The organism is Streptomyces sp. NPDC007929 (genome assembly GCF_042959065.1).
Classification (GTDB): domain Bacteria; phylum Actinomycetota; class Actinomycetes; order Streptomycetales; family Streptomycetaceae; genus Streptomyces.
The window spans coordinates 496,957-513,808 of sequence record NZ_JBIBKD010000002.1 but is presented as its reverse complement, the minus strand read 5'-3'; the positions used below and the strand labels follow the sequence as shown (position 1 = coordinate 513,808).

The window sequence follows — 16,852 nt, the reverse complement described above, 5'->3', positions numbered from 1 at the left end:
GTGGGTCACCTCTCCAGTGTCTCCCCGCGCAGCGCCGCCCGGGCCGACAGAGTGACCGCGGCCGTGCCGACGACGAGGATCGCGGCGGCGAACGAGCCGTAGACGAGCGGCGGGATGTACGGTCCCTGACCTGTCAGGCCCCTCATCATCGGGACGAGGGTGGCCAGGGCGATGGCCGTGCCGAGCCCGATCCCCGCGACGGCGGCCAGCAGGGCCTCCCAGCGGACCATGCGCAGGACCTGGCGGCGGGTGGAGCCGAGCAGGCGCAGTGTGCCGAGCTCGCCCCGCCGGTCCAGCACCGTCATCACCAGGGTGTTGACGGCGGCGACGGTCGCGAAGCCGCCGAGGACGGCCGCCATGACGGTGTTCGCCCAGGCGTTGAGCTCACGGTCGAGGGACTGGGCGGCGGTGTGGTCGGCGCGGTCCATGACCCGGCCGAGGGGGGTGAGGGCCTTCGCCGTGCCGCCCTTGACCCACAGTTCGGTGTCGAAGGGCGAACTGACGTGGCGGGCCAGGTCGGTGCGGTGGAAGGTGACCTGGGACAGGCCCATGCCGCGGCGGTACGTCGCCACCACCCGGGGTGTGGCCCGGGTGCCGTCGGGCAGGTGGACGCGGATCCGCTCGCCGACCTCCGCGCCCGTGCTCCGGGCGACGGACGCGTCGAGGGCGATCTCGCCCGGCTTCAGCGACAGCCGGCCCCGCTCGACGTCCAGGTCCTGTACGGCGGCCAGGTCGCGGGCCGAGCCGGTGACGCCCTGGGCGGAGACCGGGGTCAGCACGCCCGAGGTCCGGACCAGGACCGATGTCCTCAGCAGGCCCACGGCCGCGGTGACATCGGGAGTACGCGCGGCACGTCGTACCGCGTCCGGGGGCAGGGCGCCCTCGTCGGACGTGACGATGTGGTCGGCGACGACGCCCGCCCGCTGCTGCTCGGCGGTGACCCGGTCCTCGCTGGTGTGCAGGAAGACCAGCACGGAGGAGAAGGCCATGGCGAGCACGATCGGGGTGATCGCGGAGGCCAGTCGCCGGGCGTTGGTACGGGAGTTGGCCGCGGCCAGGACGGCCGGAGCGCCGGCGCCGCGCAGCGGGAGCCCGAGCAGGGACGCGCAGGCGCGGGCGATCAGCGGGCCCAGCAGGGCGACGGCCAGCATGAACAGCATGACGACCCCGAGGGCGGCGTTGGCCGCGTCCTCGCCCGTCTCCGAGGCGGCCAGCCCCGCGCAGACGAAACCGCCGGCCGCGGCCGCCACCCCGAGCGGGGTGCGGATCCAGCCCGGGCGCAGCCGTTCCACGGACGCCTCGCTGAGCGCCTGGCCCGGCTTGATGCGTGAACTGCGGTGCGCGGCCATGTAGCCGGCGAGCAGGGCGGTGACCAGGACCGTCCCGGTCGTGACAGTGAGGGGGATCCAGGAGACGGCGAGTTCGACGGGCTGGGGGACGGCGCCCTTGTCCTTCAGCCGGCCGAACCACCAGGCGGCCAGGGCGATTCCGGGCAGGCAGCCGAGGGCGCCCGCGACGGGTGCGACGAGCAACGCCTCGGTGGCGATGGTGCGGCGGATCTGGCGCGGGGTGGTGCCGATGGCGCGCAGCAGGGCGAACTCGCGGGCGCGGCGGCCGATCGCGAGGGCGACGGTGCCGGCCGCGGTGAAGACAGCGACCATGGTGGCGACACCGCCGAAGGAGCCGCCGATTCCGATCAGCACCTCCCGGGATCCGGAGAGGGCGGGGTCCTCCACGGTGCCCCGGTCGTCGCCGGTGTGCAGCTCGGCCCGGCCGCCCAGGGCGTGGGCGAGGCGGGACTTCAGGGTGGCCGTGCCGACACCGGGGTCCGGGAGGACGGCGAGGGCGTCGACGCGGTGGGGGTGGCCGGAGACACGGACGGCTTCGGCGTCGCTGAACCACACGGTGCCCCGCGCGCCGGCGGTGGTTCCGGAGACGCGGTAGGTGCGGGGGCCGTCGGGCAGGGTGAGGGTGACGGTGCCGCCGTCCGGGCGGGGTGCGCCGGGGGCGAGGACGACCTCGCCGGGGCCGGGGGCGCGGCCGCCGGTGAGGCGCTCGCCGGTGAAGGCGGTGGAGCCCCAGCCGTGTGCGGTGAGCTTCCCCTCGGACGTGAGCACCGGGAAGGTGACGTCGGGGATCGCCGCGCGCACCCCCGGCACGGCGGCGGCCTTCGCGACCAGGGAGTCCTCGATGCGGGCCCGGTCGGGCACCATGTCGCTCTCGTCGGGGTTCCCGGCCCGCTGCGCGGCCGCGGCCACCACGGGGGCGTGCGCGTAGCGCTCGGGCGGGACCGTGGCGCGTACGCCCGTCTCCAGGAGGATGCCGCAGGCCGACACGATCGTGGCGGCCAGGACGAGGGCGACGAAGGTGCCGGCGAACGCTGCGGGCCTGAACCGCAGGGCCGCGCGGGCCAGGCCGTTGGGGGCGAGCATCAGGCAGCCGCCTCGGTGCGGGCGCGCGGGACAGCCAGGGAGGTCATCCGGGCGGCGATGCGGTCGGCGTGGGCACGGCGGTCGTGGACGGGGTCGAGAGCGTGGCGGTGCGGCGTGCCGTCGCGGTCGAGGTGGTCGACGATCTCGCCGTCCGACAGGAACAGCACGCGGTCGGCCCAGGCCGCGGCCGCCGGGTCGTGGGTGACCATGACGACCGTGGCGCGGTGGGTGTCGACGGCCGTGCGCAGGAGGGTGAGGACCTCCGTGGCCGTGGTGGTGTCCAGGGCACCCGTGGGTTCGTCCGCGAAGACGACGTCGGGGCGGGTGACCAGGGCCCGGGCGATGGCCACCCGCTGCTGCTGGCCGCCGGACAACTGGCCCGGGCGGCGGCGGGCCTTGTCGGCGAGGCCGACCTGGTCCAGCACCTCGGCGGCGCGGCGGCGGTCGGGGCGGTGACCGGCCAGGCGCAGGGGGAGGACGACGTTCTGCTCGACCGTGAGGGACGGAAGCAGGTTGAAGGCCTGGAAGACGAAGCCGATGCGGGTGCGGCGCAGCGCGGTGAGCTTGTTCTCCTTCATGCCGGTGATCTCCGTGCCGCCGAGCCGGACCGTGCCGGCGCTGGGGCGGTCGAGGCCCGCCGCACACTGGAGGAACGTGGACTTGCCGGAGCCCGAGGGGCCCATCACCGCGGTGTAGCTGCCGTGCCGGAGGGTGAGGTCGATGCCGCGCAGGGCGTGAACGGCGGTGCCGCCGCGGCCGTAGCGCTTGCGGACGCCGTGCAGTTCCACGGCCCAGTCGCCTGACATGTGTGTCCTTCCGGATCCGAGTCGTTCGCACCGGTGCGCCGGTGTGTCTCGAACGTACGGAGCCGGAGGGGGGCCGGGTAATGAGGACGGCCGCCGAACCCACCGGGGGGAAACCCCACCTCAGCGGGTGGCGGCGGCCGTCGGGCCCTCCCGGCAGATCAGCAGCAGGGCCCGGTCGTCGTTGACGTCCTTGGCCACGGCCTCGATGAGGTGCCAGGCGGCGCCGTGGAAGCCGCCGGCCACATAGCGGTCGGCCTCGCCGGTGAGCCGGTCGATGCCCTCGACGATGTCGCGGTCGGCGGTCTCCACCAGGCCGTCCGTGAACAGCATCAGCACGTCCCCGGGCCGCAGGGAGCCCTTCACCGGGTCGAACTGGGCACCGTCGTACACCCCGAGCAGCGGGCCCTCGGCGGTCTTCTCCTCCCAGCGGCCGCTGCCTGCGCTGAGCTGGAGGCCCGGTGGGTGGCCCGCGGAGTAGAGCTCGTAGTCGCCGGAGTCCAGGTCGAGGACGAGGTGGATGGAGGTGGCGAAGCCCTCGTCCCAGTCCTGGCGCAGCAGGTAGCCGTTGGCGGCGGGGAGGAAGGCGTGCGGGGGGAGGGAGCCGAGCAGGCCGCCGAACGCGCCGGACAGCAGCAGGGCGCGGGAGCCCGCGTCCATGCCCTTGCCGGAGACGTCGGTGAGGACGACTTCGAGCGTACGGCCGCCGTTGGTGCGTGCCGCGACCACGAAGTCGCCCGAGAAGGACTGGCCGCCCGCCGGGCGCAGCGCCATCTCCCGGTGCCAGCCGTCCGGCAGGTCGGGCAGCTTGCTCTGCACCCGGATGCGCTCGCGCAGGTCGAAGAGCATGGTGCCGCCGCGCCGCCAGGGCACCCCGACCCGGCTGCGGAACTGGGCCAGCAGCAGTCCGAAGAAGCCGCAGGCCGCGACCACGAGCACCACGCCCGGGGTGACCCTGGAGGGGCCCTCCGTGTACGGGCCGAGTCGCACCGACTCGACGATCAGCGCGGTGGCCGCCGCCGCGTACAGGCCGAGCAGGCTGGCCGGGCGCAGCAGCAGGCCGCCCACGACGACGGGCAGGACCAGGGCGGCCGGTGAGAACCACACCGAGTTCGCCAGGGTCGCCGACGCGATCACGGGAATGAGCAGGAGCAGACCGGCCAGGGCGATCCAGTCCGAGCCGTTGCCGCGGAAGTAGTCCACGGCGGCGCGGCGCACGCCGACGCGGGCCCGGTGCCACTGCTTCTTCAACCGGGCCGTGAACGTCTCGGCTTCCGCGCGCCGCTCTCGTCCTGATGCCATTAGTTCGGGACCCTATCCATCGGACCAGCCGCTTGGCACGGGAGGTCCCACTTGTCCCCCGTCCGAGGGCCGAGTTCACAGTGAACTTCACCGCGCGCGCCCTCGCCGCGGCCTGGGAGAAATTCCCTCGCTCGCCCCGCATTGCCCTGGTAGGCATGGCTCATGGGAACTGACGCGAACGGTCTTTCGTCTGACTTGCGAGTCCTTCGGAAGGACGATTGGGACAAGTGGTACGGCAATCTGATCCGGAGCTTCGGAGGGGTGCCGGAGTCCGACGAGGAGCGGGAGTTGTGGAACTCGCTGACCGAGTTCGACCGTTCACTCGGCGTCTGGGACGGGGACGAGTGCGTGGGGACGGCCGGGGCGTTCAGCTTCCGGCTGACCGTGCCGGGCGGGGCGTCCCTGCCGGTCGCGGGCGTCACGATGGTCAGCGTGGCCGCCACGCACCGCCGGCGCGGGCTGCTGACGTCGATGATGCGGCGGCAGCTGGACGACGTACGGGCCTGGGGTGAGCCGTTGGCCGTGCTCACCGCGTCCGAGCCGGCCATCTACGGGCGTTTCGGCTACGGCAACGCGACCGTGTCGCTGACCGCCGAGATCGACACGAACCGGGTGGGTCTCTCGCTGCCGGACGGTACGGATGACGTACGGGTGCGGTACGCGGCGCCGGCCGATGCGCTCGACGTGTGCGAGGCGGTGTACGCCCGGCTGGTTCCGGCGCGGCCCGGGATGCTGGCGCGGCAGCCCGGCTGGGAGCGGGTCGGGGTGCTCGATCCGGCGGGCGACCGGGAGGGGGCGTCGCCGCTGCAGTGCGTGCTCGCCGAGCGGGACGGGGAGACGGTGGGGTACGCGCGCTACCGCGTCAAGCCCGAGTGGGAGCTGTCCGGGGCCAACGGCACGGTGGTCGTGGAGGAGTTGGCGGGGCTGGAGCCCGCGGCGGACGCGGCGTTGTGGCGGTTCCTGTTCGGGATCGACCTGACGTCGAAGGTGACCGTGCGGGGGCGTCCGGTGGACGACGCGTGGCAGTACCTGGTGACCGACGTGCGGCGGTGCCATCCGCGGGTGCGGGATTCGCTGTACGTGCGGCCGGTCGAGGTGGGGGCCGCGCTTTCGGCGCGGACGTATCAGACGCCGGTGGATGTGGTGTTCGAGGTGGCGGACTCCTTCTGCCCCTGGAACGCCGGGCGTTGGCGGCTGAGCGGGGACGCGGACGGCGCGGTCTGCGAGCGTACGACGGATGCGGCGGATGTCGCTCTGTCGGTACGGGAGTTGGGTGCGGCGTATCTGGGGGGTGTGCCGCTGGCCTCGCTGGGGGCGGCGGGGCGGGTGCGGGAGCTGCGGGCCGGGGCGCTGGCGGAGGCGTCGCTGGGGTTCGGGGCGGGCGTGCCGCCGTGGCTGCCGCACGGGTTCTGAGGGACGCGCGCCCGTTTCAGGGGCGTTGGCAGGCCGGGCACCAGAAGAGGTTGCGGGCGGCCAGGTCGGCGGTGCGGATCTGGCCGCCGCAGATGTGGCAGGGCAGGTTGGCCCTGCGGTAGACGTACACCTCGCCGCCGTGGTCGTCCACGCGGGGCGGGCGGCCCATCGCCTCCGGTGTGTGTTCCGGGCGGACGGTGTCGATGCGGTTGTTGCGGACGCCCTCGTGCATGAGGTCGACGAGGTCGGTCCAGATCGTGTGCCACTCGGTGGAGGTGATGTCCTTGCCGGCGCGGTACGGGTCGATGCGGTGCCGGAAGAGGACCTCCGCGCGGTAGACGTTTCCGACCCCGGCGATGACCTTCTGGTCCATGAGGAGCGCGGCGATCGTCGTACGGCTGCGGGTGATGCGGCGGTACGCGGTGTCCGGGTCGGCGTCGTCGCGGAGAGGGTCGGGGCCCAGGCGGTCGTGTATCGCCTGCTTCTCCGGGGGTGTGATGAGGGCGCAGGTGGTGGGGCCCCGGAGGTCCACGTAGGTCGTGTCGTTCGCCACGCGGAGGCGGACGGTGTCGGTGGGGGGTGGTTCGGGGGCCGGGCCGAAGGTGACCTTGCCGAAGAGGCCGAGGTGGATGTGGATCCAGTGGGTGCCGGTGAAGCCGAGGAAGAGGTGCTTGCCGTGGGCTTCGGTGTGGGTCAGTTCCGTGCCGGTGAGGATGGTGGCGGCTTGGGTGAACTTGCCCTGGGGGCTGGTGGTGCGGGGGTTTGTGCCGAGGAAGGCGGTGGCGTAGTCCTGGGCGAGACGGTGGATGGTGTGGCCTTCTGGCACGGTTCTCCTTGTGATCGTCGCCGCGGTGTGTCACGGGGCCGGTCGAAAGGATCCGTGGGTTCCACCCCTGGCAGGGCCTTTCCCGCCCACCCGCCCGAAGCTGCGTGTCACGAGGCCGGGGTCGAAAAGATCTGTGGGTTCCACCCCAGGCAGGACCTTTCCCGCCCACCCGCCCGAAGCCGCGTGTCACGAGGCCGGGGTCGAAAAGATCTGTGGGTTCCACCCCAGGCAGGACCTTTCCCGCCTACCCGCCCGAAGCGGTAGCTCACGACGTTGAGGTCGAAAGGCCGTCGGCTTCGGCCTCGGGCGCCGGTGCGTCTTGCTCGTCCACCCGCCCGAAGCAGCAGTTCGCGAGGCCGAGGTCGAAAAGACCGTCGGCTTCGCGCTGGCCGCTCATTCCCGCCCGCCCGAAGCGGTAGTTCGCGAGGTTGCGATTCTTCGGCCTCTGTCTCTTGGCCGGCCGCTTCGGGTGAGTGGGTGGGTGGGTGGGAAAGGCTCCCGTTCCCCGGAGGGTTACTGCTGGGGGTGGTGCGGGGGGATCTCCGGGAGGTCGCCGGTGGTTTCGTAGGCCGACAGCATGTCGATCCGGCGGATGTGACGCTCGTCACCGGAGAACGGCGTGGCGAGGAACGTCTCGACGAACTTCGTCGCCTCGTCCCGCGCGTGCATGCGCGCCCCGACCGCGACGACGTTCGCGTTGTTGTGCTGGCGCCCCAGGGACGCCGTCTCCTCGCTCCACGCGAGGGCCGCACGGACGCCCTTGACCTTGTTCGCGGCGATCTGCTCGCCGTTGCCCGAGCCGCCGATGACGACGCCGAGGGCCTCGGGGTCCGCAGCCGTGCGCTCCGCGGCACGGAGGCAGAAGGGCGGGTAGTCGTCCTGGGCGTCGTAGATGTGCGGGCCGCAGTCGACCGGGTCGTGACCCGCCGCCTTCAGCCACTCGACGAGGTGGTTCTTGAGTTCGTAGCCCGCATGGTCCGAGCCGAGGTACACGCGCATGGGACGAGTGTGACACGGGTGATTCAGGGCATGCGCGCGGGGTGGCGCTCATGAAAACCCTGGGCGAATGTGAGCCGCATTACTGAACCTCAGGAAAACCTCAAGTAACAATCTGGATTCAAAGGTTCTCCTCATCGTTCGCCTCCGATTCACTGGACCGGCTCGTACACCGCTCGTACGAGCTCCCCGTACCCCGGCATGCCGCGAAACACCCCGTTCGTGCGGCTCGCACGGCCCCGTACGGAAGTACAGCTCCCGGCGCAAAGGAAATCCGTCCATGACCTCGCAGCCGACCATGAACAAGACCGGAAACGACCCCGGAGGGCCCGGAGAACCCGGAGTCGAGGGCTCCGGGCTCCAGGCCGGGCTCAAGGACCGGCACCTCTCGATGATCGCCATCGGCGGTGTCATCGGCGCCGGACTCTTCGTGGGTTCCAGCTCCGGTATCGCCACCGCCGGCCCCGGCATCCTGCTGTCGTACGCCCTCGTCGGCACGCTCGTGGTGCTGGTGATGCGGATGCTCGGTGAGATGTCGGCCGCCAACCCGACCTCGGGTTCCTTCTCCGCGCACGCCGACCGGGCCCTCGGGTCCTGGGCCGGCTTCTCCATCGGCTGGCTGTACTGGTTCTTCTGGGTCGTCGTGCTCGCGGTCGAGGCGACCGCCGGCGCCGTGATCCTCGAGGGGTGGATACCGGCCGTGCCCCAGTGGGGCTGGGCCCTGATCGTGATGCTGGTGCTGACGGCCACCAACCTGGTCTCCGTCGGCTCCTACGGCGAGTTCGAATTCTGGTTCGCGGGCATCAAGGTCGTCGCCATCGCCGCGTTCATCATCGTCGGCGGGCTGGCCGTGTTCGGGCTGCTGCCGGGTGTGGACAGCGACCAGGCCGGACTGAGCAACCTCACCGCGCACGGCGGCTTCCTGCCGAACGGGGCCGGCGCCATCCTCACCGGTGTGCTGCTCGTCGTCTTCTCCTTCATGGGCAGCGAGATCGCCACCCTGGCCGCCGGTGAGTCCGAGAACCCGCGGAAGGCCGTCACCAAGGCCACCAACAGCATCATCTGGCGTGTCGCCGTCTTCTACCTCGGCTCGATCGCCGTCGTGGTGTCCCTGCTCCCGTGGGACAGCAAGTCCATCGCCAAGGACGGCTCCTACGTCGCCGCGCTCGACTCCCTCGGCATCGCGCACGCCGGTCAGATCATGAACTTCATCGTGCTGACCTCGGTGCTGTCCTGCCTCAACTCCGGCCTCTACACCGCCTCCCGCATGGCCTTCTCCCTCGGCCAGCGCGGCGACGCGCCGAAGTCCTTCGCCCGCACGACCTCCAACGGCGTGCCGCGCACGGCGATCCTGGCCTCCGTCGCCTTCGGCTTCGTGGCCGTGTTCTTCAACTACAAGTTCCCGGACTCCGTCTTCCTCTTCCTCGTGAACTCCAGCGGCGCGGTCGCCCTGTTCGTGTGGCTGGTGATCTGCTTCTCCCAGCTGCGCATGCGGAAGATCATCAAGGCCGAGGCGCCCGAGAAGCTCGTCGTGAAGATGTGGCTGTACCCGTACCTGACCTATGCGACTGCCGCGCTGATCGTGTTCATCCTCGGCTACATGCTCACCGACACCGAGCACGACGGCCGTCAGACCATCCTGCTGTCGCTGCTCGTCGCCGCCGTGGTGCTCGTCATCGCCTTCGTGAAGAAGGGCTTCCGTGGTGGGCGTCCGGCCGCCACGGAAGCGGCGGACGCCGGGCAGGTCCAGGGTGAGGAGCGCAGCGAGGTGTCGGCGGGCTGATCCCGCGGCCGTCCGTCGTGAACGTGTGAAAGGGGCCTGTGGTGCGTGCGTCGGCACGTGCCGCAGGCCCCTTTCCGTTGTCCGCCGCCGCTCCTACAGCACCGTGAAGCTGTCCTTGACCTTCTCGTAGGTGGCGAGGGCCTCCTGTTCGGTCTCCTCCTGGTACCACGTGTTGACCTGGTACGACTTGCCGGTCACGTTGAAGCCGAGCAGCCGGGCGTGCCAGTGGACGCCCTTCAGCGTGAACGTGTACTCCCAGACCACCGCCGGGTGGCCGCGGAACGTCGTCTCCTCCAGACGGATCTTGCGGTAGTCCTGGCCCTGGTGGGCGTTGCGCTCCGAGGTCCGCCAGGTCTCCAGCAGGTCGCCGCGGGCCAGGGAGGACTTGCCGACGAGTTCCTGCGCCCCGTCCGGGGAGGTGTAGTGCACCTCCGCCCCCGTCTTCACGTCCCGCCGCCATCCGTCGGGCGTCGCCCAGGCGAACCCGCCGGCCTCCCGGTGCGTGCCGGGCGGCAGCGTCTGCGGCCTGGTGGTGCCCTCGACGGTGGGCGAGGGGGTGGTGTCGCCGATGGTGCCGCCGGTGGCGTCCGCGGGGGTGGCCGGGGCGGACGCCGAGGAGCCCGCGCGGGGCGTGTCGTCGCCGCCCGGCGATCCCGAGGTCGTGGCCAGCAGGATGCCCACGGCCGTGCCTGCCGTGGCGAGGGTGGCCGCCGCGGCGGTGAGCAGCATGCGGCGCCGGGGGCGGGGCGGCCGGGCTGCGGCCGGGGCGGGCGGCCCGGGGAGTTCGCCGGGCGGCATGGGCGGGGCTGCGGGGTGGGGGCGGCGTTCGGTCTCCGCCTGGGCGCGGGTGAGGGAGACGGGGGTGGGGGCGGAGGTGGGGGCAGGGGCCTTGGCGGGCGGGGTCGTGGGGGTCGGGTCCACGGGGTGGTGGTGCGGCTCCGGGACGGGTGCGGGCCGCCGGGGGTCACGGGGTGCCGGGAGGTACGCGGGGGTGGGTGATTCCTGCGGGGGTGCGAGGAGAGGTGCTCGCGACTGTGCCTGCGGGGAGGGTTGCTGTCCTCCGAGGGTGGTTTCCGGACCGGGGCCGGGCTCGGGCTCCGGCTCGGACCTCGGCTCCGGGGTGGTCACCGCCACCGCCGCCGTCGGCGTCGGCGCCGGTGCCGGATACGCCACCGGCTCCAGCGCCGTCTCCAGCGCCGCCAGGTCCGGGCGGGCCGACGGTTCCTTTGTCAGCAGGGACGTCAGAATGTCCCGCAACGGGCCCGCCGCGGACGGGAGTTCGGGCTCCTCGTACAGGACCGCGTGCAGGGTCGCCAGCGTGGTGTCGCGGGCGAACGGGGAGCGGCCGCCCAGGGCCGCGCAGAGGGTCGCGCCGAGCGACCAGATGTCGGACGGCGGGCCCTGGGGGCGGCCGGAGATGCGCTCGGGCGCCATGTAGTCGGGCGAGCCGACCAGCATGCCGACCATCGTGAGCGCCTTGGCGTCCTGGATCGCGGCGATGCCGAAGTCGGTGAGCACGACACGCCGCCCACGGCCGGCACCGTTGCTCCGGCCAACACCGGCGCCTTGGCCGGAACGGGTGTCATCGCCTCGTACAGATCCGGCCACCCCGTCCACGTTCTCCACGAGCACGTTCCCAGGCTTGATGTCGCGGTGCAGTACGCCGCACTCATGCACCTGTCGTAGCGCCGCGACCAGACCGAGGCCGATGCGGGCCGTCTCGCCGGGGTTCAGCGGGCCCGACTCCGCGAGGATCCGTTCGAGGGAGCGGCCCGCGACCAACTCCATGACGATCCACAGGCGTTCGCCCTCGTCGACCACGTCGTAGACCCGGACGACGTTGGGGTGGTCGATCCTGGCCGTGGCCCTGGCCTCGCGCAGGGTCCGTTCGCGGCGGGTCCCGCTGTCCTCCGCGTCGAGACCGTCGATCCGCATTTCCTTGACGGCGACCTGCCGGTCGAGTATTTCGTCGGCGGCTCGCCACACCCGCCCCATTCCCCCCTGGCCGATACTTTCGACCAACCGATAGCGCCCCGTCACCAATATCCCTGGAACACCGCCACTGTTCGTATTCCCCGGCAATTCGCTGCACCCCCTCCACGACGCCGCGACCGACTCCAGTGAAACACAACGGTCACACTTCGCGCCGTACCAGGATAGTGCGGCGAAATCTTGTGGTACCTCTTTCAGTGCTGCGAATTCAGGCGCAGTGCAGGGGGACGCAAGGGGGGCGAACATGAGTTCTCGTCATACGGCAGCGGTCGCCGGATCGCTGGTCATGGCATCTTTCTCGGCGGTGTTGATCCTTTCCGGCACAGCCGGGGCGCAGGACGAGGGACCCGCGAGTGGCAAGGGGGGAAAGGCGGTTGACGCGGCACCGACCGGGGTGAAACTCACCACGACGCTGCCCGGGAAGATCTCGGTCGACAACGATTCCGAAAAGACGGCGATTACCGCCACGGTGAAGAACGAGGGGAGCAAGGACAGCGGAAAGATCAGGCTGTTGGTCGTCGGATTCGACGGATTGGTCGTCAAGGGTGTCGAGGGGTGTTCGGCGATACCCGAGAAGGGACTCCCGGAGGGTTCGAACAGCGGATTCGCATGCCCGATCGACCATCTCGCGGCGGGTGAGTCGAAGTCGTACGCCGTCGACGCGACGTTCGCCCTCGGCAAGACCGGGAAGATCTGTCTGCCCGTGCAGACGGGCGACGGGAAGAAGACCTTCTGGCAGCAGGGCCCGGTGCCGTTCGGCACGAGCAACCCGTCACCGAACGCCCCGGCCACCCCCCTGCTGCTCGGCACCGACAACGAACCGGCGGGCCCGGGCGGGAAGGAACTGCCGAAGACCGGCCCGGCCCGCGACCTGCTGCCACTGGGTGCGGCCGGCATGTCACTGCTCGCGGCGGGCGCGGCCGGAATGTGGTGGTCACAGCGGCGACGTCCGGCGGCTCAGGAGGGCTGATCAGGCCACCGCAGGACGCGCACACGGAGAGGCCCGCCGAGATGTGACGTCCCGGCGGGCCTCTCGGCACCCTTGGTTGATGGGACGGCTCGCCAGGAACAGCTGGTGGTCGACATGGGGGGCCAGCATGGCGGCCGTCGCCCGGCTGACGCGGCTGTTCATCCCGCGCGGAGCGGGCGCTCCGGGCTTCCGTTGCACTCCGATACCAGCTTCTTCCACTTCAAGCCGCTGAGCTGCTGGAAGGGTGTTCGGACGAAGTGCGCCTCGTAGACAGGCGAGTTCGCGTCGGTCTTCAGGAACCTCAGCGCTTGTTGGCGAACTTCCAAGCCGTCGGCAGGGCGCCCATGGCCAGGGCGGCCTTCAGGGCGTCGCCGATGAGGAACGGGGTGAGGCCGGCGGCGATCGCGGCGGTGGCGGACATGCCGGTGGCCAGGGCCAGGTAGGGCACGCCGACGGCGTAGATGATCGCCTCGCCCACCAGCATCGTGCCGGCCGTGCGCAGTACCGAGCGGTCGGCGCCGCGGCGGGCCAGGGCGCCGACGACGGTGGAGGCGAGGATCATGCCGAGGATGTAGCCGAAGGAGGGGGCGACGCCCGAGGTGCCCTGCGCGAACCACGGCACGCCCGCGATGCCCGCGACGGCGTACAGCGCGAGTGCCAGGAAACCGCGGCCGGCGCCGAGGGACGTGCCGACGAGCAGCGCGGCGAAGGTCTGGCCGGTCACCGGCACCGGGGAGCCCGGCACGGGCACGGAGATCTGGGCGGCGAGGCCGGTGAGCGCGGCTCCGCCGAGCACGAGGGCCGCGTCCCGGACTCGGGAGGCCGGGAGCAGGTCGGCGAGGACCTGTCCGGTGCGGACGGGGGTGGCGGCAGCGGTGCTCATGAGGGACTCCGCGAGGGTGAGGGCCAGTGGGACACGGTGACGCTATCCCAGCGCCCTCGCCGTGATCACCGTCAGCCGTCCACAAAGGCCGGGAGCGGCTGTTGGTCGGCTTCGGACAAAGGGTGTGGGTGACAGCGAGTCAGGCGTGATGCTGGTCACGGTGGTGGGGTGCCGTGCGACACGGGAGGGGGCGAGTGGGGCTCTGTAGGTTTCCACCAAAGGCGCTGCGGCCACCGTCTCGCCCGTCGGTCGCCGCCCGGCCACACAGAGCGACGCGACTGTCCGGATAGTGGGATGCCTCTCCGTGTGAGCGGAGAGGCATCCGAGACTGGCGGCGTTTTTGCCCTCGTACGCCTCTCACGCACAGGACGAGCCGCGCCCATGCCCAGCAGCACCACCACGGGGACCCCGCCCAGCACGGACGGCACCTCCCTGTCCCACGGCCTGAAGCAGCGCCATCTGTCGATGATCGCCCTCGGCGGGGTGATCGGAGCCGGTCTGTTCGTCGGCTCCGGTGCCGGTATCGCCGCGGCCGGTCCCTCGATCGTCGTCGCCTACGCCCTCTCCGGTGTCCTCGTGATGCTGGTGATGCGGATGCTCGGCGAGATGTCGGCCGCGTATCCGTCGTCGGGGTCGTTCTCGGCGCACGCGGAGCGGGCGATCGGCCCCTGGGCCGGATTCACCGCCGGCTGGTCGTTCTGGGTGCTGCTGTGCACGGCCGTCGGCCTGGAGGGCATCGGCGCCGCGAAGATCGTCAGCGGCTGGCTGCCAGGCACGCCCGAGTGGGCCTGGGTCGCGCTGTTCATGGTCGTCTTCTGCGGCACGAACCTCGCGGCCGTGAAGAACTTCGGCGAGTTCGAGTTCTGGTTCGCGGCGCTGAAGGTCGGTGCGATCACCCTGTTCCTGGTGCTCGGCGTCCTGGCGATCCTCGGGATCCTGCCCGGCACGGACTCCCCCGGCGCGAGCCACCTCACGGACTTCCTGCCCAACGGTGGCGAGGGCCTGGTCATCGGCCTGCTGGCGTCGGTCTTCGCCTACGGTGGCCTGGAGACGGTCACCATCGCGGCGGCCGAGTCGGAGAACCCGGTCAAGGGCGTCGCGAGCGCGGTCCGCACCGCGATGTGGCGCATCGCGCTGTTCTACATCGGCTCGATGGCCGTCATCGTCACGCTGGTGCCGTGGGACTCCAAGGCGGTCGTGGAGAAGGGCCCGTACGTCGCCGCCCTCGACGAGCTCGGCATCCCGGGCGCCGGACAGCTGATGAACGTGGTCGTCCTGGTCGCCCTGTTGTCCGCGATGAACGCCAACATCTACGGCGCCTCCCGCATCGCCTACTCCCTGGTGGACCGCGGTCAGGGCCCGAAGGGTCTGGGCCGGGTCTCGGGCGGCGTGCCGCGGATCGCCGTGCTGGCGTCCTCCGTCTTCGGGTTCCTCTGTGTGCTGCTGAGCTACTGGCGGCCCGACGACGTCTTCGCCTGGCTGCTGAACATGATCGGCGCGGTGATCCTGGTGGTCTGGATCTTCATCGCCGTCTCGCAGCTGCGCCTGCGCCGCCGTCTGGAGCGCGAGGCGCCCGAGAAGCTGGCCGTGCGCATGTGGGCGTTCCCCTGGCTGACCTGGGTCGCCCTGGCCGGCATGGCAGCGATCTTCGTCCTGATGGCCCGGGAGCCGGACACGCGGGTGCAGCTGTACTCGACGGGCGGGATGACCCTCGCCCTGGCGGCCGTCGGCTACGGGTGGCAGAAGGCCCGCGCCAGGCAGTAGGAGATCCACCGCCGAAGGCCCCCGCGACACACGCGGGGGCCTTTTGCGTGCCCGGGCCACCCGTCGGCTCCTTCTTGCTGCTAGCGTGCAGTTGCAAGGCTGTTGCAATAAGAGGTCCGGAGGGGATCCCGCCCATGCCCGTCTACACGCTGCCTGAACTGCCCTACGACTACTCCGCGCTCGCCCCCGTGATCAGCCCCGAGATCATCGAGCTGCACCACGACAAGCACCACGCCGCCTATGTGAAGGGCGCCAACGACACCCTGGAGCAGCTCGCCGAGGCGCGGGACAAGGAGACCTGGGGGGCGGTCAACGGGCTGGAGAAGAACCTGGCCTTCCATCTGTCCGGGCACATCCTGCACAGCATCTACTGGCAGAACATGACCGGCCCGAAGGACGGTGGCGGTGAGCCGCTGGCCGCCGACGGGGTGGGGGAGCTCGCCGACGCCCTCGTCGAGTCGTTCGGGTCGTTCGCCGGGTTCAAGGCGCAGCTGACCAAGGCGTCCGCGACCACGCAGGGTTCGGGCTGGGGCGTGCTCGCCTACGAGCCGCTGAGCGGGCGGCTGATCGTGGAGCAGGTCTACGACCACCAGGGCAACGTCGGCCAGGGCGCCACCCCGATCCTGGTCTTCGACGCCTGGGAGCACGCCTTCTACCTCCAGTACAAGAACCAGAAGGTCGACTTCATCGAGGCGATGTGGCAGGTCGTCAACTGGCAGGACGTGGCGCGCCGTTACGAGGCCGCCAAGTCCCGGGCGGACGTGCTGCTGCTAGCCCCCTGAGGACCTGAAGCGTCCTGCCTCGTGATCGTCTTCTCACCTTTCACGCACGGCAGGCGGAAGAAGGGAAACCCCCGCGAGGACAGGACTCGCGGGGGTTTCCTGTGGCCCGTACGACGCGCTACGGCTTGCGGCCCAGCCCGCCGTGCTGGCCGATCGGCTCGGTCGGCGCACCCGGCTCGGGATGCCACAACGGCACCGAGACCACGCCCGGTTCCACCAGCTCCAGGCCCTCGAAGAACGCCTCGATCTGCTCGACCGGCCGCAGGAAGTACGGGACCGCGCCCGTCTCGTTGTAGGCGTCCTGGGCCCGCTCGTAGGCGGGATCCGTGCCGCGTGAGCCCTCGTTGAGGCAGAGGTGGCTGCCCGGGGGCAGACCGGCCATGAGACGGCGGACCAGGTCACAGGCCTGCTCGTGGTCGGCCACGTGCCCCAGGATGCCGCTGAGGATCAGGGCCGTGGGCCGGGTGAGGTCGAGGGTTCTCGCCGCGGCCTGAAGGATCAGCTCGGGCTCGAAGAGGCTGATGGGCTCGTACGCCGTCGCCCCCTCGGGGGTGGAGGTGAGCAGGGCGCGGGCGTGCGTCAGGACCAGCGGGTCGTTGTCGACGTAGACGACCCTCGACTCCGGGGCGAGGCGCTGGGCGACCTCGTGGGTGTTGTCGACCGTCGGCAGGCCGGTGCCGACGTCGAGGAACTGCCGTACGCCGGTCTCCTGGACGAGGTACCGGATGCCGCGGCCCAGGAAGGCGCGGCTGCCGCGGGCGATGGTCACGATGCCGGGGAAGACGGCGGTGTAGGCGTCACCCGCCGCCTCGTCCACCGGGTAGTTGTCCTTGCCGCCCAGCCAGTAGTTCCAGATCCGGGCCGAGTGCGGCACCGAGGTGTCGATCTGCGTCATGTGCCCATCGT

Annotated in this window: 14 protein-coding genes; 5 read left to right on the top strand and 9 right to left on the bottom strand. The window is 71.3% G+C overall.

Annotation, left to right across the window (positions count from 1 at the left end):
* Positions 1 to 5: 5 nt before the first annotated feature.
* The 3 genes from ACFZDE_RS07130 to ACFZDE_RS07120 form a co-directional block, all read right to left on the bottom strand.
* On the bottom strand, positions 6 to 2,432 hold the full coding sequence (locus tag ACFZDE_RS07130) for an FtsX-like permease family protein (RefSeq protein WP_391198175.1): 2,427 nt from the start codon (positions 2,430 to 2,432) through the stop codon (positions 6 to 8).
* Positions 2,432 to 3,238, bottom strand: coding sequence for an ATP-binding cassette domain-containing protein (locus tag ACFZDE_RS07125; protein WP_391198173.1), 807 nt, complete (start codon positions 3,236 to 3,238; stop codon positions 2,432 to 2,434). The genes ACFZDE_RS07130 and ACFZDE_RS07125 overlap by 1 nt, the downstream gene beginning before the upstream one ends.
* Before the next feature lie 120 nt (positions 3,239 to 3,358).
* Positions 3,359 to 4,537 carry a SpoIIE family protein phosphatase gene (locus tag ACFZDE_RS07120; RefSeq protein WP_391198171.1) on the bottom strand — a complete coding sequence of 393 codons (1,179 nt, stop codon included), beginning with the start codon at positions 4,535 to 4,537 and terminating at the stop codon, positions 3,359 to 3,361.
* Between the two features lie 162 nt (positions 4,538 to 4,699).
* Between ACFZDE_RS07120 and ACFZDE_RS07115 the strand changes: the two genes are divergently transcribed.
* Positions 4,700 to 5,950, top strand: coding sequence for a GNAT family N-acetyltransferase (locus ACFZDE_RS07115; protein WP_391006072.1), 1,251 nt, complete (start codon positions 4,700 to 4,702; stop codon positions 5,948 to 5,950).
* 16 nt (positions 5,951 to 5,966) lie between these two features.
* Here the strand turns inward: ACFZDE_RS07115 and ACFZDE_RS07110 are convergent, their stop codons facing one another.
* The 3 genes from ACFZDE_RS07110 to ACFZDE_RS07100 form a co-directional block, all read right to left on the bottom strand.
* Complete coding sequence (locus tag ACFZDE_RS07110; protein WP_391198168.1) at positions 5,967 to 6,776, bottom strand: DNA-formamidopyrimidine glycosylase family protein; 810 nt, start codon at positions 6,774 to 6,776, stop codon at positions 5,967 to 5,969.
* A 265-nt stretch (positions 6,777 to 7,041) separates the two neighbouring features.
* Positions 7,042 to 7,173 (bottom strand): hypothetical protein, encoded by a 132-nt coding sequence (locus tag ACFZDE_RS07105; RefSeq protein ID WP_391198165.1) that lies wholly within the window; start codon positions 7,171 to 7,173, stop codon positions 7,042 to 7,044.
* Between the two features lie 116 nt (positions 7,174 to 7,289).
* Positions 7,290 to 7,775 carry a ribose-5-phosphate isomerase gene (locus tag ACFZDE_RS07100; RefSeq protein WP_391006066.1) on the bottom strand — a complete coding sequence of 162 codons (486 nt, stop codon included), beginning with the start codon at positions 7,773 to 7,775 and terminating at the stop codon, positions 7,290 to 7,292.
* Between the two features lie 277 nt (positions 7,776 to 8,052).
* Here ACFZDE_RS07100 and ACFZDE_RS07095 point away from each other — a divergent pair, with 277 nt between their 5' ends.
* The gene (locus ACFZDE_RS07095) at positions 8,053 to 9,555 is read left to right on the top strand and encodes an amino acid permease (protein ID WP_391198163.1); all 1,503 of its coding nucleotides are present in this window, start codon (positions 8,053 to 8,055) and stop codon (positions 9,553 to 9,555) included.
* Between the two features lie 93 nt (positions 9,556 to 9,648).
* Here the strand turns inward: ACFZDE_RS07095 and ACFZDE_RS07090 are convergent, their stop codons facing one another.
* Positions 9,649 to 11,595 (bottom strand): protein kinase, encoded by a 1,947-nt coding sequence (locus ACFZDE_RS07090; RefSeq protein WP_391198160.1) that lies wholly within the window; start codon positions 11,593 to 11,595, stop codon positions 9,649 to 9,651.
* A gap of 196 nt (positions 11,596 to 11,791) precedes the next feature.
* Between ACFZDE_RS07090 and ACFZDE_RS07085 the strand changes: the two genes are divergently transcribed.
* Positions 11,792 to 12,517 (top strand): LPXTG cell wall anchor domain-containing protein, encoded by a 726-nt coding sequence (locus tag ACFZDE_RS07085; protein ID WP_391198157.1) that lies wholly within the window; start codon positions 11,792 to 11,794, stop codon positions 12,515 to 12,517.
* Between the two features lie 301 nt (positions 12,518 to 12,818).
* Here the strand turns inward: ACFZDE_RS07085 and ACFZDE_RS07080 are convergent, their stop codons facing one another.
* A complete protein-coding gene (locus ACFZDE_RS07080; RefSeq protein WP_391006057.1) occupies positions 12,819 to 13,400 on the bottom strand; it encodes a biotin transporter BioY in 582 nt (193 codons plus the stop codon).
* A 381-nt stretch (positions 13,401 to 13,781) separates the two neighbouring features.
* On the opposite strand from ACFZDE_RS07080, the gene ACFZDE_RS07075 reads away from it, so the two are divergent.
* On the top strand, positions 13,782 to 15,164 hold the full coding sequence (locus tag ACFZDE_RS07075) for an amino acid permease (RefSeq protein WP_391198154.1): 1,383 nt from the start codon (positions 13,782 to 13,784) through the stop codon (positions 15,162 to 15,164).
* A gap of 134 nt (positions 15,165 to 15,298) precedes the next feature.
* Entirely contained in the window at positions 15,299 to 15,946 is a 648-nt protein-coding gene (locus ACFZDE_RS07070) for a superoxide dismutase (RefSeq protein WP_030836147.1), read from the top strand.
* 118 nt (positions 15,947 to 16,064) lie between these two features.
* Here the strand turns inward: ACFZDE_RS07070 and ACFZDE_RS07065 are convergent, their stop codons facing one another.
* Positions 16,065 to 16,841 carry an SAM-dependent methyltransferase gene (locus ACFZDE_RS07065; RefSeq protein ID WP_391198152.1) on the bottom strand — a complete coding sequence of 259 codons (777 nt, stop codon included), beginning with the start codon at positions 16,839 to 16,841 and terminating at the stop codon, positions 16,065 to 16,067.
* Positions 16,842 to 16,852 lie beyond the last annotated feature (11 nt).